At 67.9% G+C, this 24,062-nt stretch carries 22 protein-coding genes; 6 read left to right on the top strand and 16 right to left on the bottom strand.

Annotated features, from left to right (window positions below):
- Window positions 1-119: 119 nt before the first annotated feature.
- On the bottom strand, window positions 120-767 hold the full coding sequence (locus AC6CHY_RS15540; protein ID WP_498227290.1) for an isochorismatase family protein: 648 nt from the start codon (window positions 765-767) through the stop codon (window positions 120-122).
- Between the two features lie 105 nt (window positions 768-872).
- Between AC6CHY_RS15540 and AC6CHY_RS15545 the strand changes: the two genes are divergently transcribed.
- Window positions 873-1,820 carry a GlxA family transcriptional regulator gene (locus AC6CHY_RS15545; protein ID WP_498227291.1) on the top strand — a complete coding sequence of 316 codons (948 nt, stop codon included), beginning with the start codon at window positions 873-875 and terminating at the stop codon, window positions 1,818-1,820.
- A gap of 12 nt (window positions 1,821-1,832) precedes the next feature.
- On the opposite strand, the gene AC6CHY_RS15550 is transcribed toward AC6CHY_RS15545, so the two are convergent.
- From AC6CHY_RS15550 to AC6CHY_RS15575, 6 genes are all read right to left on the bottom strand, one after another.
- Entirely contained in the window at window positions 1,833-2,321 is a 489-nt protein-coding gene (locus tag AC6CHY_RS15550; RefSeq protein WP_498227292.1) for a hypothetical protein, read from the bottom strand.
- Between the two features lie 246 nt (window positions 2,322-2,567).
- Window positions 2,568-3,959 carry an allantoinase AllB gene (gene allB, locus AC6CHY_RS15555; protein WP_254456390.1) on the bottom strand — a complete coding sequence of 464 codons (1,392 nt, stop codon included), beginning with the start codon at window positions 3,957-3,959 and terminating at the stop codon, window positions 2,568-2,570.
- Window positions 3,960-4,008: 49 nt separating this feature from the next.
- Window positions 4,009-5,154, bottom strand: coding sequence for a glycerate kinase (locus AC6CHY_RS15560; RefSeq protein ID WP_217390778.1), 1,146 nt, complete (start codon window positions 5,152-5,154; stop codon window positions 4,009-4,011).
- A 31-nt stretch (window positions 5,155-5,185) separates the two neighbouring features.
- Complete coding sequence (gcl, locus tag AC6CHY_RS15565) at window positions 5,186-6,991, bottom strand: glyoxylate carboligase (protein WP_498227293.1); 1,806 nt, start codon at window positions 6,989-6,991, stop codon at window positions 5,186-5,188.
- A 169-nt stretch (window positions 6,992-7,160) separates the two neighbouring features.
- Entirely contained in the window at window positions 7,161-8,078 is a 918-nt protein-coding gene (locus AC6CHY_RS15570; protein ID WP_217390776.1) for a 2-hydroxy-3-oxopropionate reductase, read from the bottom strand.
- Window positions 8,079-8,149: 71 nt separating this feature from the next.
- Window positions 8,150-8,941, bottom strand: a complete 792-nt coding sequence (locus AC6CHY_RS15575; protein ID WP_217390796.1) for a hydroxypyruvate isomerase family protein — start codon at window positions 8,939-8,941, stop codon at window positions 8,150-8,152.
- Window positions 8,942-9,242: 301 nt separating this feature from the next.
- Here AC6CHY_RS15575 and AC6CHY_RS15580 point away from each other — a divergent pair, with 301 nt between their 5' ends.
- Both AC6CHY_RS15580 and AC6CHY_RS15585 read left to right on the top strand, forming a co-directional pair.
- A complete protein-coding gene (locus AC6CHY_RS15580) occupies window positions 9,243-10,763 on the top strand; it encodes an NCS1 family nucleobase:cation symporter-1 (protein WP_217390775.1) in 1,521 nt (506 codons plus the stop codon).
- 45 nt (window positions 10,764-10,808) lie between these two features.
- Window positions 10,809-11,549, top strand: a complete 741-nt coding sequence (locus tag AC6CHY_RS15585; RefSeq protein ID WP_217390774.1) for an aspartate/glutamate racemase family protein — start codon at window positions 10,809-10,811, stop codon at window positions 11,547-11,549.
- A 220-nt stretch (window positions 11,550-11,769) separates the two neighbouring features.
- Here the strand turns inward: AC6CHY_RS15585 and AC6CHY_RS15590 are convergent, their stop codons facing one another.
- The 3 genes from AC6CHY_RS15590 to AC6CHY_RS15600 all read right to left on the bottom strand — a co-directional run bounded on the left by AC6CHY_RS15590 (window position 11,770) and on the right by AC6CHY_RS15600 (window position 13,865).
- Window positions 11,770-12,843, bottom strand: coding sequence for an FUSC family protein (locus AC6CHY_RS15590; RefSeq protein WP_254456389.1), 1,074 nt, complete (start codon window positions 12,841-12,843; stop codon window positions 11,770-11,772).
- A 99-nt stretch (window positions 12,844-12,942) separates the two neighbouring features.
- The gene (locus AC6CHY_RS15595; protein ID WP_498227294.1) at window positions 12,943-13,635 is read right to left on the bottom strand and encodes a LysR family transcriptional regulator substrate-binding protein; all 693 of its coding nucleotides are present in this window, start codon (window positions 13,633-13,635) and stop codon (window positions 12,943-12,945) included.
- A complete protein-coding gene (locus AC6CHY_RS15600; protein WP_498227295.1) occupies window positions 13,632-13,865 on the bottom strand; it encodes a LysR family transcriptional regulator in 234 nt (77 codons plus the stop codon). The genes AC6CHY_RS15595 and AC6CHY_RS15600 overlap by 4 nt, the downstream gene beginning before the upstream one ends.
- A gap of 360 nt (window positions 13,866-14,225) precedes the next feature.
- Here AC6CHY_RS15600 and AC6CHY_RS15605 point away from each other — a divergent pair, with 360 nt between their 5' ends.
- Window positions 14,226-14,717, top strand: a complete 492-nt coding sequence (locus AC6CHY_RS15605) for an FBP domain-containing protein (RefSeq protein WP_498227296.1) — start codon at window positions 14,226-14,228, stop codon at window positions 14,715-14,717.
- Window positions 14,718-14,798: 81 nt separating this feature from the next.
- Here the strand turns inward: AC6CHY_RS15605 and AC6CHY_RS15610 are convergent, their stop codons facing one another.
- From AC6CHY_RS15610 to AC6CHY_RS15630, 5 genes are read right to left on the bottom strand one after another with little or no spacing between them, the layout of a single operon-like run.
- The gene (locus AC6CHY_RS15610) at window positions 14,799-16,298 is read right to left on the bottom strand and encodes a rhamnulokinase (protein ID WP_498227297.1); all 1,500 of its coding nucleotides are present in this window, start codon (window positions 16,296-16,298) and stop codon (window positions 14,799-14,801) included.
- Window positions 16,295-18,331 carry a bifunctional aldolase/short-chain dehydrogenase gene (locus AC6CHY_RS15615; RefSeq protein ID WP_498227298.1) on the bottom strand — a complete coding sequence of 679 codons (2,037 nt, stop codon included), beginning with the start codon at window positions 18,329-18,331 and terminating at the stop codon, window positions 16,295-16,297. Before AC6CHY_RS15615 ends, AC6CHY_RS15610 begins: the two co-directional genes overlap by 4 nt.
- A 24-nt stretch (window positions 18,332-18,355) precedes the next feature.
- Window positions 18,356-19,672 (bottom strand): MFS transporter, encoded by a 1,317-nt coding sequence (locus AC6CHY_RS15620; RefSeq protein WP_217390769.1) that lies wholly within the window; start codon window positions 19,670-19,672, stop codon window positions 18,356-18,358.
- Window position 19,673: 1 nt separating this feature from the next.
- The gene (rhaI, locus tag AC6CHY_RS15625; protein ID WP_217390768.1) at window positions 19,674-20,846 is read right to left on the bottom strand and encodes an L-rhamnose isomerase; all 1,173 of its coding nucleotides are present in this window, start codon (window positions 20,844-20,846) and stop codon (window positions 19,674-19,676) included.
- 42 nt (window positions 20,847-20,888) lie between these two features.
- Entirely contained in the window at window positions 20,889-21,230 is a 342-nt protein-coding gene (locus AC6CHY_RS15630) for an L-rhamnose mutarotase (RefSeq protein WP_217390767.1), read from the bottom strand.
- A 245-nt stretch (window positions 21,231-21,475) separates the two neighbouring features.
- Between AC6CHY_RS15630 and AC6CHY_RS15635 the strand changes: the two genes are divergently transcribed.
- Window positions 21,476-22,501 (top strand): LacI family DNA-binding transcriptional regulator, encoded by a 1,026-nt coding sequence (locus AC6CHY_RS15635; RefSeq protein ID WP_217390766.1) that lies wholly within the window; start codon window positions 21,476-21,478, stop codon window positions 22,499-22,501.
- Between the two features lie 46 nt (window positions 22,502-22,547).
- On the opposite strand, the gene AC6CHY_RS15640 is transcribed toward AC6CHY_RS15635, so the two are convergent.
- Window positions 22,548-23,138 (bottom strand): GNAT family N-acetyltransferase, encoded by a 591-nt coding sequence (locus tag AC6CHY_RS15640; RefSeq protein ID WP_217390765.1) that lies wholly within the window; start codon window positions 23,136-23,138, stop codon window positions 22,548-22,550.
- 178 nt (window positions 23,139-23,316) lie between these two features.
- Between AC6CHY_RS15640 and AC6CHY_RS15645 the strand changes: the two genes are divergently transcribed.
- Entirely contained in the window at window positions 23,317-24,015 is a 699-nt protein-coding gene (locus AC6CHY_RS15645) for a maleylpyruvate isomerase family mycothiol-dependent enzyme (RefSeq protein WP_498227299.1), read from the top strand.
- The last annotated feature ends 47 nt before the right edge of the window (window positions 24,016-24,062 follow it).

Genomic DNA, 24,062 nt, shown 5'->3' on the forward strand with positions numbered 1-24,062 from the left:
CATGCCGAAATGCCGCCAAGGGATCGGCGGATTCCTCCCGAAACACCATCGCATGAAAGGGCCGGGACAGTCGCAGGGAGGCTGCGGGGTTACGTGGCGTCACCCCGCAGTCCGTCGCGCTAGCCGACCGGTGCGAATGCCGCGCGTCCCTGCACGGCGGAGGAACCCAGGTCGCCCTGGGGCAGTGCGGTGCCGCCCTCGACCGCACGTGCCCAGTCGTCGGTGGTGGCAACGGCGGCGAAGTTGGAGTGCAACAGCACCATGAGGGTTTCGTGCAACTGCCGTGCCTCGACCTGGCCGAGCTCGTTGGCCAGGTGGATGGCGCCGCTGGCGTCGGAGAGCACTTCCACGCCGAAGCCCAGCGGTTCCGCCGCGGCCGCGGTGGCCAGGTCGCAGTTGTTGGTCATGTAGCCGACCACGGTGATGGCCTGGACATCGTTGGCCCGCAGCCAGGCCTCGAAGTCGGTGCCGGCGAAGACGCTGGCGTAGCTCTTGACTAGGCGCTTCCAGGAATCCTTGCGGCGGGAGGCGATCTCGGGGTGCAGCTTCCAGCCCTCGGAGCCCTCGGCGAACACCGGCGCCCCGGCCGGGTACTGGTGCTGCACCACGGCAACCGGCATGCCCTGCGCGTCGGCCAGGTCGATGGCCCGGGTGATGTTGGCCAGGGACTCGTTGCGGTCAGGGTACTGGATGGCCAAGGGTCCTTCCTCGGCAAAGTAGTCGTTTTGCACGTCGACAATGACCAGTGCGCGGCGCAGTTCAGCCATGGTGGGCTCCCATTCGTTGTGGTTGGTTGGTGACTCCAGCTTGGCATCGTGCCCCCGGGTACAGTGAGTGGCGTATATGCACATCTTCGATGGAAACGGGCCAAGATGAAGATCGCCATCCATGCCTTCGACGGCATGACCATGTTCCACCTCGCGACCCCGCTGCTCGTCTTCGGCGAGGTTGCCCGGCTGGGCCTGGCCGATAACTGGAACACGCTGGTCTTCAACGAGCGGGGGCGTCCGGTGCGCAGCGCCGAGGGCCACCTGATTGGCGACGTCTCCGGGGCGGGGGCCGCCGACGATGCCGACCTCGTGGTGTTCCCGTCCTGGCTCTCGGAGCTGCCCGATCCCTCCGGGGACCTGCTTCGGCTGATCCGCAACGCCCATGGGCGCGGGGCCGCGATTGCGGGCCTGTGCCTCGGCGCATACCCGGTCGCGTGCAGCGGCGTGCTGGACGGCCGCACGGCGGTGACTCACTGGGGAGCCGCCCGGGAGGTGGAAGCCAAGCCGCATGCAGTGGAATTCAATGATTCTGCCCTGTATATCGACCACGGCGATGTGCTCACCTCGGCCGGCACCGCTTCGGCCCTGGATGCCTGCCTGCACATCGTGCGCACCCACCTGGGCTCGGCGGCCGCGGCCACCGTGGCGCGCCAGATCGTCGTCGCGCCGCACCGCGACGGGGGCCAGGCCCAGTACATTGCCCGCCCGCTGCCGGATCCCGACCTGGATGGACCGCTGGGCCGGACCATCCAATGGGCGTTGGCGAACCTGGACCAGGACCTCGAGGTCGAGGCCCTGGCGGCCCACGCGACCATGAGCAAGCGCAACTTCACCCGCAGGTTCAAGGAAATCACCGGGCTCTCCCCGGCGCGCTGGGTGCTGGGTCGCCGGCTCGACGACGCCCGCCAACTGCTGGAAACCACCAACTGGAGCATTGCCCGCATCGCCGAGTCGTGCGGCTTCGGCAGTGCGGTGACGTTCCGCCAGAACTTCGTCGCCACCTACTCCACCACTCCGACCTCGTACCGCACCCGTTTCACCAGCCGCTGAGCCACGGGCGATTCAGGCCGAGGCGGCGTCCCTGGCGCGACGGAGGTTGCGCAGCTGCAACGCGAGAATGGCAATGGCATACACCAGCGCGGGAAGCAGCGCCCAGGCCCAGTCGCCCAGCTCCACCTCGAAGGCCTCGGCCGTTGCGCCTCCCATGTTGATCCAGGCGGCCATCGGAGCGGAGCACAACCAGGCCAGCACCACGGCGAGCATGCAGGTGCACCGGGACGTGAGCCCGAGGAACTTCGCCCCCAGCGCGCTGAACACCGCGGCCAGCGCCACGAAGCTGAAGGCCACCAGCAGCAGGGTGTTGATCATCCGGAATTCGTGCAGGCCGCCGTGGCCGTTGCCGGCGAGGACGAAAAGAGTCGCGCCGGTGAGCGCTGCAGTCAGCCCCATCCCGAGGCAGTTGACCCGTTGCCAGCTCGGGGCCGGGGCGACCCCGCCCGGACCGCCCTGCGGGGTCGCGGAGGGGCGCTGCGTCTTGCCTGTCCACGCCATGGTGCTCCCCCTGGCTAGAAGTTCTTCGGCCCCACGTCGATGTGGTGCGATGCGTGGTGCAAACCCGCGCCACACCAGCATATAGTCAAACTCTTGGATAAAGCGATTGGCGGGCCGACCCGGAGTTAAGAATACCGGGCCGCCCTGGCGACCCCCGCACCTTCAACGCGATCACTGACCAAGGAGACGCGTTGAAGATGGCGGGGGAAGCCGAGGCGGCCCGGAAGTTTGTGTCGCTTCGGCGGCCTAGACCTCGCCGCGGCGGATCAGCTTGCCCTGCGGGGTCTTGAAGTCGACCTCGGTGCCGCGCACGAAGGTGCGGCGGACCTTGCCGGCCAGGACCTTGCCCTGGTACGGGGAGATCGGGTTCTTGTGGTGCAGCTTGTTGACGTCGACCAGGAAGCTGTCCTCGGGTGCGAAGAAGGCGAAGTCGGCGTCGTTGCCCAGCGTGATGGCACCCTTGTGGTGCAGTCCGGCGATCTCGGCCGGGCGCTTGGACATCCAGTTCAGCACGGTTTCGAGCTTGATGCCGCGGCGCTGGGCCTCGGTCCAGATCAGCGCGAGCCCCAGCTGCAGCGAGGCAACCCCGCCCCAGGCCACGCCGAAGTCGCCGTTCTCGACGTCCTTGAGGTCGATGGTCGAGGGCGAGTGGTCCGAGACGATGCAGTCGATGATCCCGTCCTCCAGGCCCTTCCAGAGCAGTTCGCGGTTGGAGGCCTCGCGGATCGGCGGGCAGCACTTGAACGCGGTGGCGCCGTTGGGGATTTCCTCGGCCAGCAGGGTGAGGTAGTGCGGGCAGGTCTCCACGGTCAGCTTCACGCCGTCGCGCTTGGCCGATTCGATCATCGGCAGGGCGTCGGAGGAGGACAGGTGCAGGATGTGGGCGCGGGCGCCGGTCCAGCGGGCGCGCTCGATGACCTCGGCCACCGCCACGTTCTCGGCGCCGCGCGGGCGGGAGGCCAGGAACCTGTCGTAGTGGTCGCCCTCGGCGTTCGGGGCGCGGTCGATGGCGCGCGAATCCTCGGCGTGGACGAGCATCATCGAGTCGAAGGACACGATCTCGGTCATGTCCTCTTCCATCTCGTCGGGTTCGAGGTAGGGGAATTCCTCGACGCCGGAGTGGAGCAGGAAGCACTTGAAGCCGAAGACGCCGGCGTCGTGGAGCTCGCGCAGGTCGGACTTGTTGCCCGGGATGGCGCCTCCCCAGAAGCCCACGTCAACGAAGGCCTTGGGGCGGGCGGCGGCCTGCTTGAGCTCGAGGGCCTCGACGTTGACGGTCGGCGGGATGGAGTTCAGCGGCATGTCCACGATGGTGGTCACGCCGCCCGCGGCGGCGGCCTTGGTGGCGGACTCGAAGCCCTCCCACTCGGTGCGGCCGGGCTCGTTGACGTGCACGTGGGTGTCGACCAGGCCCGGGATCAGCACCTCCTCGGCGGACAGCTCGATGAGTTGCGCGCCGGAGAGGTTGTTGCCCAGGGGCTCGATGGCGACGATCTTGCCGTCGCGGATGCCGATTTCGCGGGCGACGGTTCCGGCGCCCGTGACGATCCGCTCGCCGCGGATCACCAGGTCGAAGTCCGCGCCTGTGTTTTCTTCCGACCGTGGCGTCGTTGCCTCGGTGAGCTCGGTGTTGCCCATGGTCTCGTCCTTACATCTCGTGCGTTGGAAAATGCGGTGGTAAGCGGGGTTACGCGGTGGCCGCGTGGGTGGCCAGGAATTCTTCGGCCAAGAGGGTCGCCGCCCGTTGCACAAGTGGTCCACCCTCACTCATGCAACGGGCAACATCTGGTTCCAGCTCGAGCAGCGACCTGACCGCGGTGAAGCCCGCGTCGGTTGCCTGCTCGGCGGAAAGTTGGTTGCGTCCACAAATTGCGTAGACGGGGATGCCGTGGGCGGCGGCCAGCTGGGCCACGCCCACCGGCGTCTTGCCCTCCAGCGACTGGGTGTCGAGGCTGCCCTCGCCGGTGAACACCGCGACGGCCCCGGACAGCGCCTCTTCCAGGCCGGTCAGCTCCAGCACCACGTCGATGCCGCGGCGCCGGGTGGCTCCCAGCACGGCCATCGCGGCGAAGCCCACGCCGCCGGCGGCCCCGGCACCGGCGGATGCGGCAAGCGCGTTGATCCGATCGGCGCCGAGCCCGCGGCCCAGCACCTGCGCCCAACGGCCCAGTGCCGCATCGAGGTCCGGCACCTGCTCCGGGCTTGCGCCCTTTTGCGGGGCGAAGACGCGGGCGGCCCCGTTGGGTCCGGTCAGCGGGTTCTCCACGTCGGCGGCGAGGGTGAAGGAGGTCGTGGCGATCCGCGGATCCAGGGCACCGAGCTCGACGCGCTCCAGGGCGCCAAGGGCCCCGCCGCCCAGTGGCAGCTCGTTGCCCTGCTCGTCCAGCAGCCTGGCACCGAGTCCCTGGAGCATGCCGGCCCCGCCGTCGGTGCAGGCGCTTCCGCCCACGCCGAGGATGACCTGGGTTGCCCCGGCGTCCAGGGCCGCGGCGATCAGTTCGCCGGTGCCGCGGCTCGTGGCCCCGAGCGCATCCTTCCCGCCGGGCAGCCGGTCCAGGCCGGAGGCCTCGGCCATCTCCACGACGGCCACCTCGCCCCGGATCCCGAAGGCCGCGCGCACCGGCTCCCCGGTGGGCCCGGCGACCGTCGCATGGTGCAGCTCGAAGCCGCATTGGGCGGCGGCGGCGAGGGTTCCCTCGCCGCCGTCGGCGACGGGCACCGCGAGCGTGCGCGCCTCGGGCATTGCCGCGCGCACCCCCGCCTCGATGGCGGCGGCAACCTGCGCGCCGGTGAGCGATCCCTTGAACTTGTCCGGTGCCACTACTACCAACATGGTGTGCCGCCTCCTCTCGTGTGGTTCTTGCCTAGACCGATGCGCCCGCGTGGACGCCGTGCGATGCTTCCAGCGGGGCCAGCGCCGTGGGGGCGTCGGCCGCCGCGGTGGCCAGGTCCTCGAACTCGTTGACTGCATCCAGTTCAGCACCCATGGCGATGTTTGTCACACGCTCCAGGATGACCTCGACCACGACGGGCACCTGGAACTCCGCGGCCAGGCGTCCGGCCTCGGCGAAGCCCTCGGCCAGCTTGGACGGGTCCTCCACGCGCACCGCCTTGCAGCCCAGGCCCTCGGCGACCTTGACGTGGTCAACGCCGTAGCCGTTGGTTTCCGGGGAGTTGATGTTGTCGAAGCCCAGCGAGACGTGGTAATCCATCTCAAAGGGACGCTGGGACTGGCGGATCAGGCCCAGGTAGGAGTTGTTGACCACGACGTGGATGTAGGGCAGCTTGAACTGCGCGCCGACGGCCAGTTCCTCGATCATGAACTGGAAGTCGTAGTCGCCCGAGAGCGCAACGACGGTGGAGTTCGGCTTGCCGCGCACCACGCCCAGGGCCGCGGGACCGGTCCAGCCCAGCGGGCCGGCCTGGCCGGCGTTGATCCACTGGCGCGGGCCGTAGACGTGCAGCATCTGTGCCCCGGCGATCTGCGACAGGCCGATGGTGGAGACGTAGGTGGTGTCGCGGCCGAAGGCCTCGTTCATTTCCTGGTAGACGCGCTGCGGCTTGATCGGCATGTTCTCGAAGTTGGTCTTGCGGTGCAGCGTGCCCTTGCGGGCGGTGCACTGATCGGCCCACGCCGAGTAGTCCGGCAGGGTGCCTGCGGCCTTGCGGTCGCGGGCCGCGGCCAGCAGCTGGTCGATCGCCGCCCCTGCATCGGAGATGATGCCCAGATCCGGGGAGAAGACCCGGCCGATCTGGGTGCCCTCGATGTCGATGTGCACGAACTTGCGGCCCTTGCGGTAGGTGTCCAGGCCGCCGGTGTGGCGGTTGGCCCAGCGGTTGCCCAGGCCCAGCACGAAGTCGGAGGCCAGGAAGGAGACGTTGCCGTAGCGGGTGTGGGTCTGGATGCCGACCATGCCCGACTGCAGGCGGTGGTCATCGGGAATGGTGCCCCAGCCCATCAGGGTCGGGGAGACCGGGATGTTCAGCAGTTCGGCCAGCTCGACGAGCTTCTCCGAGGCGTTGGCGTTGATGACGCCGCCGCCGGCAATGATCATCGGGTGCTTGGAGGCGACCAGCAGGTCCAGGACCTTCTCGGCCTGGCCGCGGGTGGCTGCCGGCTTGTCCGGGACCAGCGGCTCGTAGGCGTCGATGTCGAATTCGATCTCGGCCATCTGCACGTTGATCGGCAGGTCCAGCAGGACCGGGCCCGGGCGTGCCGAGCGCATGATCTGGAAGGCCTTGGCGAAGTAGCCCGGGACCAGGCCCGGCTCCAGGATGGTGGCGGCGAACTTCGTGACCGGCTTGGCGATGGACTCGATGTCCACGGCCTGGAAGTCTTCCTTGTGCAGCTTGTCGGTCGGCGCCTGTCCGGTGATGCAGAGCATCGGGATGGAGTCGGCGATCGCGGCGTAGAGGCCGGTGATCATGTCGGTGCCGGCGGGGCCCGAGGTGCCCAGGCACAACCCGATCTTGCCGGTGGCACGGGAGTAGCCGTCGGCCATGTGGCTGGCGCCCTCGACGTGGCGGGCCAGCGTGTGGCGGATGGTGCCGCGGCGCTGCATGGCCGAGTACAGGGGGTTGATGGCCGCACCGGGCAGCCCGAAGGCCTCGATGGCGCCTTCCTTTTCCAGAATCAGGACAATTGCATCAACGACGCGCAACTTTGCCATGGTGTAGAGCTCCTTGTGTCAATCCCCGGCGCCGGCGCTTGCCTGGCGGGGGGAGGGTGTGGGTTTAGGTGGACCGATGGCGCACAGCGGTTGCTTGCCGCGAAGGATCCCTGGGGCGGATGGAAAGGTGCAGGCTTCCGGGCCTGCACCGCACCGACTGCCCTGCTTGCTAGCTGGCGGCCACGGGTTCGGCCGGCACGTCGGCGGATCCGCTGAGGCGTTGTACGCCGCGGAAGAGCCCGGAGTGGTCAAGTGCGCCGTCGCCGCTGGCCACGGTGGAGGCCACGAGCTGGGCGACAAGGGCGCCGAGCGGAAGCACGACGCCTGCCTCGCGGGCAGCGGAGGTCACGATGCCCATGTCCTTGTGGTGCAGGGCCAGGCGGAAGCCGGGCTCGAAGGACCGGTCAAGGATCTTCTGGCCCTTCTGGTCCAGGACCTTGGATCCGGCGAGCCCGCCACCCAGGACCGTCAGCGCGGCATCGGTGTCCACGCCGTAGGCCTCAAGGAACACCACGGCCTCGGAAAGCGCCTGGATGTTCGCCGCGACGATCAGCTGGTTTGCAGCCTTAACGGTCTGGCCGGAGCCCGAGGGGCCCACCAGCACGATGGTCTTGCCCACGGCATTGAAGACCGCCTCGGCGTCGGCGAAGTCTGCTTCCTCGCCGCCGACCATGATGGAGAGCACGCCGCCGATGGCGCCGGCCTCGCCGCCGGAGACCGGTGCGTCGAGCGGGCGGAGGCCCGCGGCGCGGGCCTCGTCGGAGAGGCGTGCCGCCACGTCGGGACGGATGGAGGAGTTGTCGATCCACAGGGCGCCGGACTTGGCGTGCGCGAAGACCCCGGCCTCGCCGGTGACGACGGCTTCGACGTCGGCGGAGTCCGGGACCATGGTGATGATGACGTCGGCGTGGGCCACTGCCTCGGGGATGGACCCGGAGCCCTTGCCACCGGCGGCCACGAGTTCGGCGGTCTTTTCCGGGCTGCGGTTGTAGCCGGTGACCTCGAAGCCTGCCTTGGCCAGGTTGATGGCCATGGGAAGGCCCATGATGCCCAGGCCGATGAATGCGATCTTGTGCGTGTTCGACATGCCGTGCTCCTGAAAACTTGTGCGTGCTGGTGGCTTGGGCAGCGTGTGCCCGAAAGTGCTTGGGGTGCCGGTTAGGCGGGCTGGCGGATGAGCCAGTTGAAGGCCTCGGCGTGGGCGGCCTTGTACTCCAGGGCGACGCCGCCGGCGTAGCCGAGGTCGCGGGACCGGGTGATCCATTCGCCCAGCGGCAGCGTTCCGGTGCCCGGTGCCCCGCGTCCCGGATCGTCGGCGATCTGGATGTGGCCGAATTCGTGGGCGTGGCCCTCGATCAGCGCGGCGACGTCGTCGCCGTTGACGGCCAGGTGGTAGAAATCGGCCAATAGCTTGACGTTGGCTGCCCCCGCGGCGTGGACCTTCTCGAGGACGAAGAACGCGTCGGCGGAGGTCTTCAGCGGGTAGGCCTCGGAGCCCGAGATCGGTTCGAGCAGCACGGTGCCGCCGATGCGTGCCACCCCGTTGGCCGCGGCGACCAGGTTGGAAACGGCCAGCTTGTCGTGCGCCTGGCCGTCGATCCCGGGCTGCCGGTTTCCATACAGGGCGTTGAAGCCCTTGCAGCCGGTGGCCTCGCCAATGCCTGCCACGACGTCGATGTTGTCGAGGAACTCGGATTCGCGTCCGACCCAGGAAACCAGTCCGCGGTCCCCGGCCGGCATGTCGCCGGCGAAGAAGTTCAGGCCCTCGAGGGTGACGCCTGCGTCCTTGATCGAGGCCACGAAGGCGTCGACCTCGGAGTCGGCGGGTACGGCCGTGGCAAACGGCCACCAGAATTCAACGCTGTCGAAGCCCGCCGCCTTGGCCGCGGCGGCGCGCTCCAGCAGGGGGAGCTCGGTGAGCAGGATTGAACAGTTGACGGTGTAGGCCATCTTCGACTCCTTCATGGTTCCAACTTCCATATTGTGAAATATGTTTATTGCTTGATGAGAACTCTAGCGAGTGGGCTGAGTCACTGTCAAGGGCCCGAGTCACCCGCACCCACCTGCCCGCCATCACGCCCCGGGCGACCGGAGTCGGTGCAAATCGGCCGTGACCAGTCAAATCCAGGCCGAATGATTTCTCCAGGAATTCCACCTGATGAAAATCCTTTTCTTTTACATGGAATCGTGCCATCATCGATCCACGAAGTAATCTCCGTCACACCCCCTGTGGTGAAAGGTACGAGTTCTCATGACCCATCCAGATGTGCGCACAGCGACGTCAGAATCCAGCGTCCCGCCCGTGGTCCAGCACGAACTGAATCCCCATGGGCTCAGCGCGTCGCTATACAACAGCGACCTGGCACCAACCACCAAGGCGGGAAGGACCTGGTCCAGCTACAGCATCTTCACGCTGTGGGCCAACGACGTCCATTCCCTGGGGAACTACGCATTTGCGATTGGGCTCTTTGCACTCGGCCTGGGCGGCTGGCAGATCCTGCTGGCCCTGGGCTTCGGCGCAGTCCTGCTCTTTGGGCTGTTGAATTTTTCCGGCTTCATGGGCGAAAAGACCGGCGTCCCGTTCCCGGTCATGAGCCGCATTGCCTTCGGCATCCGCGGAGCACAGATCCCGGCCCTCCTGCGCGGTGCCGTGGCGATCGCCTGGTTCGGCATCCAGACCTACCTTGCATCCGTGGTGCTCGTGGTGATGATCCTGGCCGTCGCCCCGTCCGCCGCGAGCCTTAACTCCAACAGCTTCCTGGGCCTTTCCACCCTGGGCTGGATCTGCTTCGTCGCCCTGTGGGCACTGCAGCTGGTCATCGTCAGCTACGGCATGGAAATGATCCGCAAGTACGAGGCCTTCGCCGGCCCGGTCATCCTCGTCACCATGGGCGCGCTCGCCATCTGGATGTTCATCCAGGCCGGCGGCTCCATCGCATGGTCAACCGGCGACGCCAAGACCGGCGTCGACATGTGGCTCGGGATCCTCGGCGGCGGTGCCCTGTGGGTCTCCATCTACGCCACCTTCGTGCTGAACTTCTGCGACTTCACCCGCAGCGCCCGTTCCAAGGGCTCGATCGTTCGCGGCAACTTCTGGGGCATCCCGCTGAACATGCTGCTCTTCGGCGTGATCGTCGTGGTCATGACCGGTGCGCAGTTCAAGATCGACGGAACCATCATCGACAGCCCCTCAGACGTCGTTGCCGCCATCCCCAACACCTTCCTGCTGCTGGCAGCATCGGCGGCCCTGCTGATCCTGACCATTGCGGTGAACCTGATGGCCAACTTCGTCGCCCCGATCTATGCGCTGACGAACCTCTTCCCCAAGGTGCTGAACTTCCGCCGTGCCGGCATCATCTCCGGCGTCATCGGCCTGTTGATCCTGCCGTGGAACCTCTACAACTCCCCCGCCGTCATCACCTACTTCCTCGGCGGCCTGGGCGCCCTGCTCGGCCCCCTGTTCGGCATCATCATGGCCGACTACTGGATCCTGCGCCGTGCCCGGATCAACATCCCGGACCTGTACCGCACCAACCCGGAGGGCACGTACTTCTTCACCCGCGGCGTGAACTTCCGCGCCATCATCGCCCTGGGCATCTCCGCCGTTGCGGCACTGATCCTGGCCTTCTCCCCTGCACTGGGCCACGTCTCGGCCTTCGCCTGGTTCATCGGCTCCGGCCTCGGCGCCCTCGTCTACCTGGCCATCGCCAAGCGCGGCCAGGTCCACCAGGACGTCGACGGCGAGACCATCGCCGTCGCTCCCACCCACTAGGGCCCACCGCCCGCTTCAGATCCACCGCCACACAGGAGTTACCCCATGCGCATTCTGGTCCTCAACGTCAACACCACCGCGTCCATGACCCGGTCCATCGGCGACTCCGCCCGCTCGGCGGCGTCCCCGGGCACCGAGATCGTCGAACTGACCCCTGACTTCGGCGCCGATTCCTGCGAGGGAAACTTCGAGAGCTACCTCGCCGCCATCGCCGTGATGGATAAGGTCGTGAACTACACCGAGCCCTACGACGCGGTCATCCAGGCCGGCTACGGAGAACACGGCCGCGAGGGCCTGCAGGAACTGCTTGATGTCCCGGTCGTGGACATCACCGAGGCCGCGGCCTCCACCGCCCAGTTCCTAGGGCACAAGTACTCCGTGGTCACCACGCTGGACAGGACGGTTCCGCTGATCGAGGACCGGCTGAAGTTGGCGGGCCTCACCGACCGCTGCGCCTCGGTCCGCGCCAGCGGGCTGGGCGTGCTCGAGCTCGAATCCGATCCCGAACGCGCCGTGGCCGCCATCGTGGAGCAGTCGCGCCAGGCGGTGGAGAACGACAAGGCCGAGGTCATAGTGCTCGGCTGCGGCGGCATGGCGGAGCTCGAGGCCAAGGTCGCCGAGGCGACCGGCGTGCCGATCGTGGACGGCGTGCGCGCCGCGGTGACCATCGCCGAATCTTTGGTCCGGCTGGGGCTGAGCACCTCCAAGGTGCGCACCTACGCCACCCCGCGACCCAAGGTCGTCACCGGCTGGCCGATCACCAAGGCCGCCGTCAACGCCCGCTAGCACCACGCCCCGGCACCGCGCCGAAACCGCCTGGCTGCCTCCCTCGCCTAGTCGAGGGAGGCAGTCTTTTGCCCGGGTAGCAGGGCGGCAAGCCTCTGCATGCCCTCGGGAATGCGCTCGGCGGGGATCACCCCGAAACCGACCCGGATGAATCCCTGACCATCCTCCGAGTTCGAGAAAAAGTGGTGACCACGGCCGATTCGTGCCCCCACGCCCGGGCTCAGCGCAAGGGGTTCCGCGACGTCCCCGGTTCGCGGATGAACACGGCAACCAGCACGCCGGCGGCGGCCCCAATGGCCGTCTCCACGGCCCGGTCGGCCATGAGGATGCCGGGATCAGTTGGTGCCGCCAGATAGGTCATGACCAGGACCAGCGGCGTAAAGAAGACCAGGGCGAACCCGTAGTGGCGCGCCATAAACAACTCGCTCGGGAACTGCAGCGCAACCACCAGCAGCCCCAGCACCATGACGGATGGCCGGGGTAGGAGAACCAGGGCCGTCAGCCCCACTCCGGCAAGAGTTCCGAACACCCGGTGGATGCCGCGTTGGACGCGCGCCCCAAGAGTCTCTGCGGCCAGCGGAACAGCTCCCGCGGCCATGGCCCAGTAGGGGTGCCCGATACCCATGAGGATTCCTGCGGCACCGGCGGTGCCGACGGCCAGGACATAGCGCAGTGCGTGGACGAGGACAGCGGCCGAAACGGTGGGCACCACCGGCCGGCCGGCCCCCGACGCCCAGGTCTGGGCGCCGAACCAGCCGGCAAACCCGACCATTGCGGCGAAGCCGGCCGAGCCAACGCAGGCGATTGCGGCGCCCCACCACGGCACCGCCAGCGGAACAGAGGCACAGGCGCCGAGGGCAAAGAGGCAAAAGAATGGGCCCGCGGGCTTGAGCCTGTACCTGTCGGCGAAGAGCGAGCCCACACCCGCGATGAAGGCCTCGGTCAGGACGAGCGTCCAAGGCCTCACACCCAGGGCGGACAATCCAATGCCGATCAGGGTTCCTCCCACGAGCAGCACAGCCGCCTGAGCTTGGTGGACGAGCCTCATTTGGTGCGGTTCGTTCCTGCCATACATGCCGATGAAGGCGCCGAAGACGGCATAAATGATCAGGCCCGGCCTGCCAAGGGCCAACAGTCCCAGCGAGGGGACGGCGACGCTCAGCCCGACGCGCCATGCGGACATCCGGTCGCCCTGGGCCGGGCCCAGGGCCAGCAAGGAACGTCGAACGGTTGCACGTCGGGGAGCAGCGCCACCTTGTGGCCCCATTACCCGGACCCCCGTCATCTTTGCCATTTCGCCTCCCACGCAAGGGCACCGTGCCCCGGGGAACCACTTTGCGCCCCTAAGCAATCGGCGTCAAAGAGGCAACCGTGATGGTTAGATAAGCAGTGCCTATCGCTTATGTTCGTCCGGCAGGTGTTCCAGGAATGTGAGATCCGTCGATTCGACCACGGATGCCAGGGCACGCACGAGTATCGGTGTCGGATCCCGGGCGAGGGTGAGCAAGCCGACCGGAACGCATCGCTCCGGGCCCACCAACGGGACGGCGTGCAAATTGGCAGGTACCCCGAAGGCATGCAGCCAAGCCGCGGGCACGACGGTTGCCCATGAACCCGTCGTCACATGGGCAAAGAGCGAGGCCACCGAGTCGGTTTCCAGCCGTGGCTCCGGGCTGATTCCCACCTCGGCGAAGATGTCGTCGAGGCGCCGCCGTCCCTGCATGCTGGGGGCCAGCAGGCAAAGCGGGAGTGCCGCAGCTTGCGTCCACGTGGCAGAGACGGCCGGCGGCGAGCCCGCATCCGTCGCGGTCAGCAGGACGTATCGTTCCCGGTACAGCGGGAACACCCGGAATTCGTCGGGCACAGGGTCCTGGATGTAGGTGATTCCGGCATCGATTTCGTAGGACCTCAACCGCGCCACAACGTCGTCGGATGTCAGGTTGGAAACCACTTGGACGCGCGCCAAGGGGTGCGAATCGCAAAATGGCGCGTTGAGCAGCGACACCGCGATCGAGGCGGTGGGAATGGATCCGAAGCGAAGCTGGCCGCGGACGCCGGTGCGCATCGCACCGATCTCGTCGTTCATCGCGTCCCGGTCTGCAAGGATTTTCCGGGCCCAGAGGACAAGTTCCTGCCCTCGGCGGTCAGGCCCTCGAACTTGTTGCCACGGCGGATCAGCGGAACATCAAGCTCCTTTTCCAGTTTCCGGATTCCCTCCGACAGTGCCGGCTGGGACACCGAACAGGATTGCGCGGCGCGCACGAAGTGTCGCTCTCGAGCGAGGGCGACCATGTACTCGAGTTGCCGGATAAACATATGACCGGTCTACAGCATCGTGAACCGATGTTCCACTTCCCCGCTGCGGAGGCTGCGGTGCGCCCAGTCGCGTCCGACAGAGCGCGGGCAGCGTGGGCGTATACTTTTTCGCATGTCCATTTTGATCTCGACCCAACCGCCCCGCGGGCGTTCGGAGGTAGCCGGCGTCTTTTCCGCCGGCTCGAGATAAGGCTGTCCACTTTCGGTGATTCTTCGCGCCCATTTGGCGCGCCCACATCCGCTGCCGGGTTCTCGGCGACTCGTCGCCCGACCGCGCGCGGATCTTTTGCCCCACCCGAAGCATGCCCCCTCCCTTCGCCGCGGCGACGAGGCGGCACGACAGTCAGGCCCAGAACTTCCATGCATTCACTTTCCGAAAAACAGATCCGTTCATCCTTCATCAATGCCTCGCTGCGCGAGCGCAAGGCCATCACGCTCCCGGAGAACTTCGACTCCCTGGGTTGGGACACCCTCGAGTTCCTGGGGTGGCGGGATCCGAAGCTGCCCTTGGTCGGTTATGTCGTCACCGTCCTTGACGATGCGCCCGTGGGCATCATGTTCCGCAAGACCGAGGGCAAGATCCGCAACCGGCCGCAGTGCTCGTGGTGCGAGGACGTTGACCTGCCCAACGACGTGGTGTTTTTCAACGCCAGGAAGGGTGGCCAGGCCGGCCGCGACGGCGACACCATCGGCATCCTGGTGTGCGCCGAGTTCCAGTGCCCCGCCAACGTCCGCATGATGAAATCGCTGCCCTACCTCGGTTTCGATCGCGAGGCGGAGGTCAATCGGCGCATCGACGTGCTGCGGGAACATGTGCTGAACTTCGCCAGGCGCGTGCGCGACAACGCCTGATCCCGGGGTGGTTGCCGGGCCCGCCCGCCCGGGCGGTGCCCGCAACCACCTTTTCACCTGGCCCGGATTCAGGGGTCCGGACTAAACCGGGCTCTTCACTGCGCTCGGCGCGTAGCGGCGCAGTTCAACCGAGTCCCGCACCAGCGCGCGCATCCGGCCCATCGTCCATGGCTCGCCCGAGCGCGTACGCAATTGCACCAGCACGTTGCCCAACGCGGTGCATTCGACAGGTCCCGCGAAGACCGGGACGCCCGCCCGGTCGGCCGTGAGCTGGCACAAGAGTCCACTCTGGGATCCGCCGCCCAGCATGTGGATGGCATCGGGTACGAAACCGCCCTGCCCGGCCGCCGCGAAGGCCTCGGTGGCGAAGCTGGCCGCAAGGCTCTCCAGGATGATGCGCAGGATCTGCTCGCGCGATTCCGGCAAGTCGCCACCGGCCTCAAGGACGGCGGCAACGATCCGTTCGGGCAGGTTCCCCGGCGCCATGAAGCGCTCCTGGGCAGGGTCGATCAAGACGGCCGGGGCCTCCAGGGCCTCGACGGCCGGCAACAGGGACTCAAGGGTGACCCCTCCGGTGGTGCCGGCGGCGGCGGATTCGTTCCAGTACCTGATCGACTCGCTCAGCAGCCAGGTGCCCGTCACGTTCTTGAGAAGGCGGACCGTCCCGTCCAGGCCAAGCTCGTTGGTGAAGCCGGCCTGCCTGGCCTCCTCGGTGAGGGCCGGGCGCGGCAGTTCCACGCCCACCAGGCCCCAGGTGCCGCAGGAGACGTAGGCCGAGCGCGGCGAACCCAGGGGTGCGGCCGCCACGGCGCTGGCGGTGTCGTGCGAGGCAACGGCCGTGACCGACACTTCCCCGGTGGCGCCAAGCTCGTGTGCCAACTCGGGGCGCAGCATCCCGACCGTGTCCCCTGGTTCCACCAGGTCCGGCAGGAGCCCGGCCACGCCCAGGTGCCCGGCCAGTTCGGCATCCCAGGTGCCGGTGGAAATGTGGAGCAGCCCGGTGGTCGAGGCATTGGTGCGCTCGGCACGCACCGCCCCGGTCAGCAGCCAGTTCAGGTAGTCGGGCACCAACAGCAGCGTGTCGGCCGCGGCCAGGCGGCCTTCGCCGCGCTCGGCCTCGAGCTGGTAGACGGTGTTGAACGGCAGGAACTGCAGTCCGTTGCGCTCAAACAGCGCGGCGCGCGAAAACGATTGTTCCAGCTGCGCCACCGCCCGCTCGTTGCGCGGGTCGCGGTAGTGCCGCACCTGCCCCAGACGCTCGCCGTCGCGCAGCAGCGCATAGTCAACGGCCCAGGAATCAACGCCGATGGAGGCGATGTCGGGGCGTTGGGCGAAGGCCAGGGCCAGGCCGCGGCGGACTTCGGCCCACAACCCGTCCAGGTCCCAGGCCAGGGCGCCGGGCGCCGCCGCGTCCTCGAAGTCCGAGAGCGGGTGCGCCCCGTTGGCGAAGCGGTGCACCTGGGTGAGCACCACCTTCCCGCCAACCAGCTCCCCGAGCATCACCCGGCCGCTGGTCGCCCCCAGGTCGATGGCGGCCACCGGCGCAAGGGAACCGGAGGGGCGTGGTGCGTGCCGACTCATCGCAGGAATGCCGCCGCGACGCCGGAGTCAACCGGGATGTGCAGGCCGGTGGTGCGGGTGAGCTCCGGTCCGGTGAGCACGTACACGGCGTCGGCCACGTTCTCCGGGACGACCTCGCGCTTGAGGATGGTGCGGTTGGCGTAGAACTGCCCCAGGTCCTGCTCCTCGACCCCGTAGGTGGCCGCGCGGTTCGCGCCCCAGCCGGAGGCAAAGATCCCGGACCCGCGGACCACCCCGTCGGGGTTGATCCCGTTCACGCGCACCCCGTGCTCGCCGAGTTCCACGGCCAGCAGGCGCACCTGGTGCGCCTGGTCGGCCTTGGTGGCGGAGTAGGCGATGTTGTTCGGGCCGGCGAAGACGGAGTTCTTGGAGGAGATGTAGATGACGTCCCCGCCCATGCCCTGTTCCACCAGTGCCTTCGCGGCGGCCTTGGAGACCAGGAAGGAACCCTTGGCCATCACGTCGTGCTGCAGATCCCAGTCGGCCTCGGTGGTTTCCAGCAGCGGCTTGGACAGCGAGAGCCCGGCGTTGTTGACCACCAGGTCGATGCCGCCGAAGGCCAGCACCGTCGCGTCGATGGCCGCCTGCACGCCCGCGGCGTCGGCGACGTTTGCTGCCACGCCGATGGCCACATCTTCATTGCCCAGCTCGGCCGCCGCCGCCTGGGCCTTGGCCAGGTCCAGGTCGGCGACCACCACGCAGGCGCCCTCGGCGGCCAGCCGGGTGGCGATGGCCTTGCCGATGCCCGAGGCCGCGCCGGTGACGAAGGCGATCCGCCCCTGGTGGGTCTTGGGCCTGGGCAGGCGGGCCAGCTTGGCTTCCTCCAGCGCCCAGTACTCGATGCGGAACTTCTCCGCATCGGAAATCGGGGTGTAGGTGGACAGCGCCTCGGCCCCGCGCATCACGTTGATGGCGTTGAGGTAGAACTCCCCGGCCACCCGGGCGGTCTGCTTGTTCGCCCCGTAGGAGAACATGCCCACCCCGGGCACCAGCACGATCAGCGGGTCGGCCCCGCGCATCGCAGGGCTGGAGGCATCGGCATGCGCCTCGTAGTAGGCCCGGTAGTCGGCCCGGTATTCGGTGTGCAGTTCGCGCAGGCGCTCGAGCTGTGCTTCGAGCGTGGCGGTGGCCGGCAGGTCAAGGACCATCGGCTTGATCTTGGTGCGCAGGAAGTGGTCCGGGCAGGAGGTGCCCAGGGCCGCCAGGGCGGTGAGCTTTTCGCGGGACAGGAAGTCGAGCACGCGCGCATCGTCGCTGAAGTGCCCGACCATGGGCTTGTCGGCGCCGGCCAGCCCGCGGATCGTGGGGGCCAGGGCGGCCGCGCGGGCCCGGCGCTCGGACTCGCCCAAGGCCTCGAAGCCCGGCACCACGGTGCCGAAGGGCTCGGGGGCGCCGTTGGCCTCGATGTAGGCGGCGGCGGTGTCGATGATCCACAGCGAGTTCGCCTCGCATTCTTCGCTGGTCTCGGCCCAGGCGGTGATGCCGTGGCCGCCCAGGATGCAGCCGATGGCCTCCGGGTTGGCCTCCTTGATCTTCGCGATGTCCAGGCCCAGCTGGAAGCCGGGGCGGCGCCAGGGCACCCACACGACTTTGGAACCGAAGATCTTGTCGGTCAGCGCCTCTCCGTCCGCGGCGGTGGCGATGGCGATGCCCGAATCCGGGTGCAGGTGGTCCACGTGTGCCGCGTCAACCAGCCCGTGCATGGCGGTGTCGATCGACGGGGCCGCCCCGCCCTTGCCGTGCAGGCAGTAGTCGAAGGCAGCGACCATCTCGTCCTCGCGCTCCAGCCCGGGATAGACGCCGGCCAGGGCGCGCATGCGGTCCAGGCGCAGCGTGGAGAGCCCGGATTCCCTCAGCGTTCCCAGGTCCCCGCCGGAGCCCTTGACCCAGAGCAGCTCGATGGCCTCGCCGGTGACCGGGTCGCAGTCGGTGCCCTTGGCCGACGTGTTGCCCCCGGCGTAGTTGGTGTTCTTCTTGTCCGCGCCCAGTCGGTTGGAGCGGGTGATCAGCTCTTGTGCAGTCGTCGATGTCATTGTTTTCTCCAGCTTGGTGAATGTTTAGGCGTTGGCCCGGGCACGCTCGGTGCCGTAGCGCTCGGCTTCGATCTCTTCCAGGGACTTGCCCCGGGTTTCCGGTGCCCAGATGGTGCCGATGAGCAGGGCGAGCAGCAGCAGGCCGAGGATGATGAGCCCGACCTTCTCCAGGCCGATGGTGTTCAGCAGCACCGGGAAGACCAGGGACAGCAAGCCGACCATGACGCGGGCGAGCATGAACAGCACGCCCTGGGCGCTGGCGCGGTACTGGGTGGCGAAGAGCTCCGCGGCCCACAGGCCGTAGAACGCCTGCGCCCCCAGGCCCGCCGAGATGCCCCAGCCGATGGCGAAGAAGAAGAGCGAGAAGGCGCCGGGAGGCGCGAAGATCAGCACGGCCCAGGCGGCGACGCCCAGCAGCGCGCCGGCGAAGTACAGCCAGCGGCGGCTGACCCGGTCCCCGTAGCGCATGAAGCCGAAGTAGGTGGCCAGGGCCGTGAGGGTCCAGACCAGGACCTGCAGCAGGTTTTGGTGGGTGGCGCTTTCCACGCCCGCGGCGGCGTAGACGCGCGGCTGGAAGATGCCGGACTGGCCTGCGACGGTGTTCCACAGTCCGTAGACGCCGAGCAGGAACGCCAGGGCGCCGAAGTTCTTGCGGTTGCCCAGCAGCCCGCGGATGCCGGAGAAGAAGGAGACCTTCACGCCCAGGCGCACGTCTTCCTTGCGCTGGTTCTTCCAGGACCTGGATTCGGGCAGCCCGCGGCGTACCCACCAGGTGATGCCGGCGATGATGAACAGGTGGAAGAAGATCAGCCGGCTTCCGGTGACCCCCAGCGGTCCGACCAGGATGGCCAGCGCGAATCCGATGGCCGGGCCGATCGACCAGGCCAGCTGCGCGGCGCCCACGTGGGCCGCGCGGTGTTCGCTCGGTGCCTCCTCGGCAATGTAGGTCCAGGATGCGGGCACCCCGGCGCCGACGGCGATGCCCATGAGGACCACGCCGATCATCAGCGGCACGACGCCGGTGGCGAAGGTGAGCATCAGGGCGCCGAGCATGAAGACCAGCAGGTCGTAGGTGTAGATGAACTTGCGGCCCAGGCGGTCGCAGAGCGGGCCGCCGATCGCCGCCCCCAGTGCCGAGCCGAAGGCGTTGGCGGACACCGCGGCGATGACGCCGACTAGTGCGTCGTCAAAGCCGAAGGCGCCCTGCCAGAGCGTGAGGCTGGTGGCCAGCGCGATGATCGCCCCGGCCTCCATGTAGTTGGACATGGCAACGGCCGCGGTGGCCTTCCAGCCGCTGATGGAGCGCGGGGCCTTGCGTGGGGCCAATGTGCCGGTGCCCATCTCAGGCACCCCATCCGGCCTGGACGCCGCCGACGCGGGCGGCCTCGATTCGCGATTGGTAGTCCGAGGCGCGGAATGCGGCCTCCGGATCCGCCGGCAGTCCGCGGGATTCGCGCCACTGCGCGAGCTCGGCGCGCACGTCGGTGTAGAACGCGTCCATGAACACCGCGTTGGCGGCCAGTACGTCGCCTGAACGCTGCGCGGCGGCCAGGGCGTCGAGGTCCACCAGCAGGGCGCGGGCCGTCATTTCCTGCACGTTGAGCACCGAGCGGATCTGGCCTTGGATCTTGTTTTCGACGTTGTGGCACTGGTCGAGCATGAACGCGATCTCGGTGTCGGCGTCAAGGCCCCCGCCGCGGATGACCTCGAACATGATCCGGAAGAGCTGGAACGGGTCGGCGGCACCCACGATCAAGTCGTCGTCCGCGTAGAAGCGCGAGTTGAAGTCGAAGGAGCCGAGCTTGCCCAGGCGCTGGAGCTGCATCACGATGAATTCGATGTTGGTGCCCGGCGCGTGGTGGCCGGTGTCCAGGCAGACCTTGGCTCGGTCCCCGAGTGCGGCGACCTGGGCGTAGGAGGTTCCCCAGTCGGGCACGTCGGTGTGGTAGAACGACGGCTCGAAGAACTTGTACTCGAGCATCAACCGCTGGTCGCCGCCCAGGCGGGCGTAGATCTGCTGCAGGGACTCGGCCAGGCGGTCCTGACGGCCGCGCATGTCTGCCTGGCCGGGGTAGTTCGAGCCCTCGGCGAGCCAGATCTTCAGGTCGCGCGAGCCGGTGGCGTCCATGACGTCGACGCATTCGAGGTGGTGGTCAACGGCCTTGCGGCGGACGGCCGGATCCTCGTGGGTCAGGGCACCGAACTTGTAGACGTCGTCCTGGAAGGTGTTTGAGTTGATGGTCCCCAGCTCGATGCCCAGGTCGTTCGCGTAGACGCGCAGGGCGCCGTAGTCATCCACCCTGTCCCACGGGATGTGCAGTGCCACGGACGGGGCCAGGCCGGTGAGCCGGTTGACCTCGGCCGCGTCGGCGATCTTTTCAAACGGATCGCGCGGGGTGCCGTCGGTGCCGTAGACCTTGAAGCGGGTTCCCGAGTTTCCGTAGGCCCAGGAGGGAACTTCAATGGCCTGGCGTTCAAGGGTGGCGAGGATCTCGGGGCTCAACGTCGTGCCCATGAGGTCTCCTTTTCGTTGGTGGGGTGGGGGGTGTCGGTGCGCTCAGGAGTTGAGCGTCGCCAGCTGGTCTTCGAGGTGGAAAACCTCGGTCAGTCGTTCGGCGCCCTGGTCGGGGCGCCCGTCCAGGGACACAAAGAACCCGGACATCTGCGCTTCCCAGGCCGCGGTGCGCGGGTCGGCATCCAGCGCACGCTGGGCCGCCTGGTCGTCGTCGGTCTCGTAGTAGCCGACCAGGAAACCGTCGCCGCGCACGAAGAGCGAGTAGTTGCGGCGGCCCGCCTGCTCGATGGCCTGGAGCATCTGGGGCCATACCGCGGCGTGGCGTTCGATGTACTCGGTGAGCCGCTCGGGCTTCACCTGCAACTGGAAACAGACCCTCGTCATGCCGCTTCCCCCTTCGTGTGCTTGCGTGCCGATGTCACATTCGGGGCTCCGGCACCAGATTATGAATCGTTTCAATTCAATGGAACGTCCCGATACTAGACCAAGATCACAATGAATTTCAAGTGCTTTGGGCCGCCGGAACCAAATAAATTGAATCCTTTCAATAGGTGTCGTCCGGGCCCGGGCGGCGGCCCCGGGCGATATACTCGCAATGACGCATACACGGCAGGCGGAAGGGGCCCACTTTGGCAATCAGTGTCCGGGACGTGGCCCGCGAGGCCGGCGTCTCCGTGGGAACCGTCTCCAATGTGCTCAATCGCCCGGCCATGGTCTCGCCCTCCACTGTCACCCGCGTCACCGAAGTCATCGAACGCCTGGGCTTCGTGCGCAACGATGCGGCCCGGCAACTTCGCGCGGGCCGAAGCCGCAGCTTCGGCCTGGTCGTCCTCGATGCCCGCAACCCCTTTTTCATGGACGTAACCCATGGCGCGCAGCAGCGGGCCCTGGACAACGGCTACAGTGTGCTGATGGGCGCCAGCGACGACTCGGTGTCCAATGAAGGGCGACTGCTGGATCTTTTCGAGGAACAACGCGTGGCGGGGTTGCTCATTTCCCCGGTGCGCACGGACCTGAGCAGGCTGTGGCGGATTCGCGAGGCCGGGACCCCCGTGGTGCTGGTCGACCGCGGCAGCGGCGACCAGTCCTTCTCCTCGGTCTCGGTCAACGACGTCGAAGGCGGGCGCATTGCTGCCCAGCACCTGATTGATGCCTCACGGCGACGCATCGGGTTTGTCGGCGGCCCGATGGAAATCGAACAGGTGCGCCACCGCCTGGAGGGCGCCCAATCGGTGGTTGCAGCGGTGCCGGGTGCCAGCCTTGAAATCTTCGGCACGAAAGCGCTGAGCGTGTTCGAGGGCCGCGCCGCCGGGGAACGGATCGCTGCGCTGCCCGCCGCCCGCCGGCCCGAGGCCATCTTCGCCGCCAACGACCTCCTGGCCATGGGCGTGCTACAGGCACTGGTCATGAGCGGAAAGGTCAGGGTCCCGGAGGACATCGCGCTGGTCGGCTACGACGATATCGCCTTCGCGGAATCGGCGGTGGTGCCCATTACCTCGGTGCGCCAGCCGGCCGTCGAAATCGGGCGGACCGCTGTTGACGTCCTGCTGCGCGAGGCCGAAGCCGGGCCCGACGCGGTGCGCGAGCAGTTCGTGTTCACCCCCAAATTGGTGCAGCGCGCATCAACCGGCGCGGGCCTGCCGGCCCGCCCCTAGCCACGCGCCGCGGTTCCGCAGGCGCCGGGTTTGTTCCTGCGGCTTCCTAGCCGCGGGAGACCAGCCATGCCAGCACGTCGCCATCCAGCTCACGGTCCGCAAGGATGAGCCGGGAAACCGACCCGTCACCGACTGCTGCAGCGGTCTTCGGCGACGGAGGTCCTTCCCAACGGAGTTGGAGCCCGGCCTTCTGCGCCACCTTGACCGATGCGGGGTTGGTGGAAAGCACCCGGGCGATCACCGGCACCGATTCCCTGGCGGCGTGGGCGCGTTCCACCGCGTACCGGGCAAGTTCGGTGGCGAATCCGTGTCCCCAGCAGGCAGGGTCCAGCCGGTAGCCAAGGTTCCAGACGTGTTTGCCGGCGACCGCCGCAAACAGGTGCACTCCCCCGGTGCCCAGTACCCGGCCGGGCTCCAGGGGCGGGTACGCGCCGGCCTCCCCCAGCCGCACGACCCAGTGCGAGAGGCCGTGCTCCCGCCAGCCGGCGCCAAACGTTTCCAGCGAGGCCTCGGTCTGCCGCGGATCCGTGACCCGTTCCCCGGGGATGTGCGCCCAGGTCCGCGGATCGCCGGAGATCGCGTAGACCTCCTCCAGGTCCCCGGGCACCGGTGGATCGAGCCGTAGTCGTTGCGTCATCTGCCGGTCCGGGATCATCCCACCAAACTACCGCCCGGGCGGCAAAAAGCCGGGAATGGCGACTCCGGGCCCCGGCGGGTCCGGCACCGCGCCACGCGCCTGCATATGAGTCAATACCGGTTCGATATGTATTGGATTCCGGGCCCATCCCCGGCCCGCACATTGGTAGGGTGTCTGCATGATCAACACTGCCCGCCTGCACTCGGACCTTTCCCGACTCGGCCGCGAAACCAACATGATGCTGGCCACGATCGACACCCTGTCCGCCGACGAAATGTCCGCGCCGTCCCTGTGCGAGGGGTGGAGCCGGGCCGATGTCATCGCCCACCTGGCCTCCAACGGCCGCTCGCTGGTCAAGCTCATCGACTGGGCCGCCACCGGGGAAGAGCAGCAGCTCTATGCCTCGCCCGAGGCCCGCAACGAGGAGATCGCCGCGCTGGCGGCCCTGCCGCGCGAGGAACTGGTCGGGAAATTCCGCAGCGCCGCGGAGTACTTCGCCGAGCAGGCCGAGCACCTGGCCGGGGAGCTCGCGGTCCAGGAAGTGGACCTGCACGGCAAGGTCATCCCCGCCACCTCCATCGTGGCCCTGCGCATCGCCGAGGTCGTCGTGCACCACCACGACCTGGACACCGCCTGGACCATCGAGGAGGCCGACCCGGACTCGCAGCTCAACGCCGTGGAGGCGGCGGTGCGCACCATGCGGGCCAAGGACGCCCCGGGCATGACCCTGGTGACCGAGGAAGGCGACGAGTGGGTCATCGGCGACGGCGCCCTGCAGGTCAAGTCGGACCGCGAGGGCCTGATCGAGTGGCTCGCGCGCGGCCAGGCACGCTACATTGAAGCCAGCGGACCCCTGCCGGTGCTCCCGGCCTGGTAGGAAACGCATCTCTCCGGCACCACCCCTTTCCCAACGGGCGCCGGCCG

This window comes from Paeniglutamicibacter sp. GQ140 (assembly GCF_059759235.1).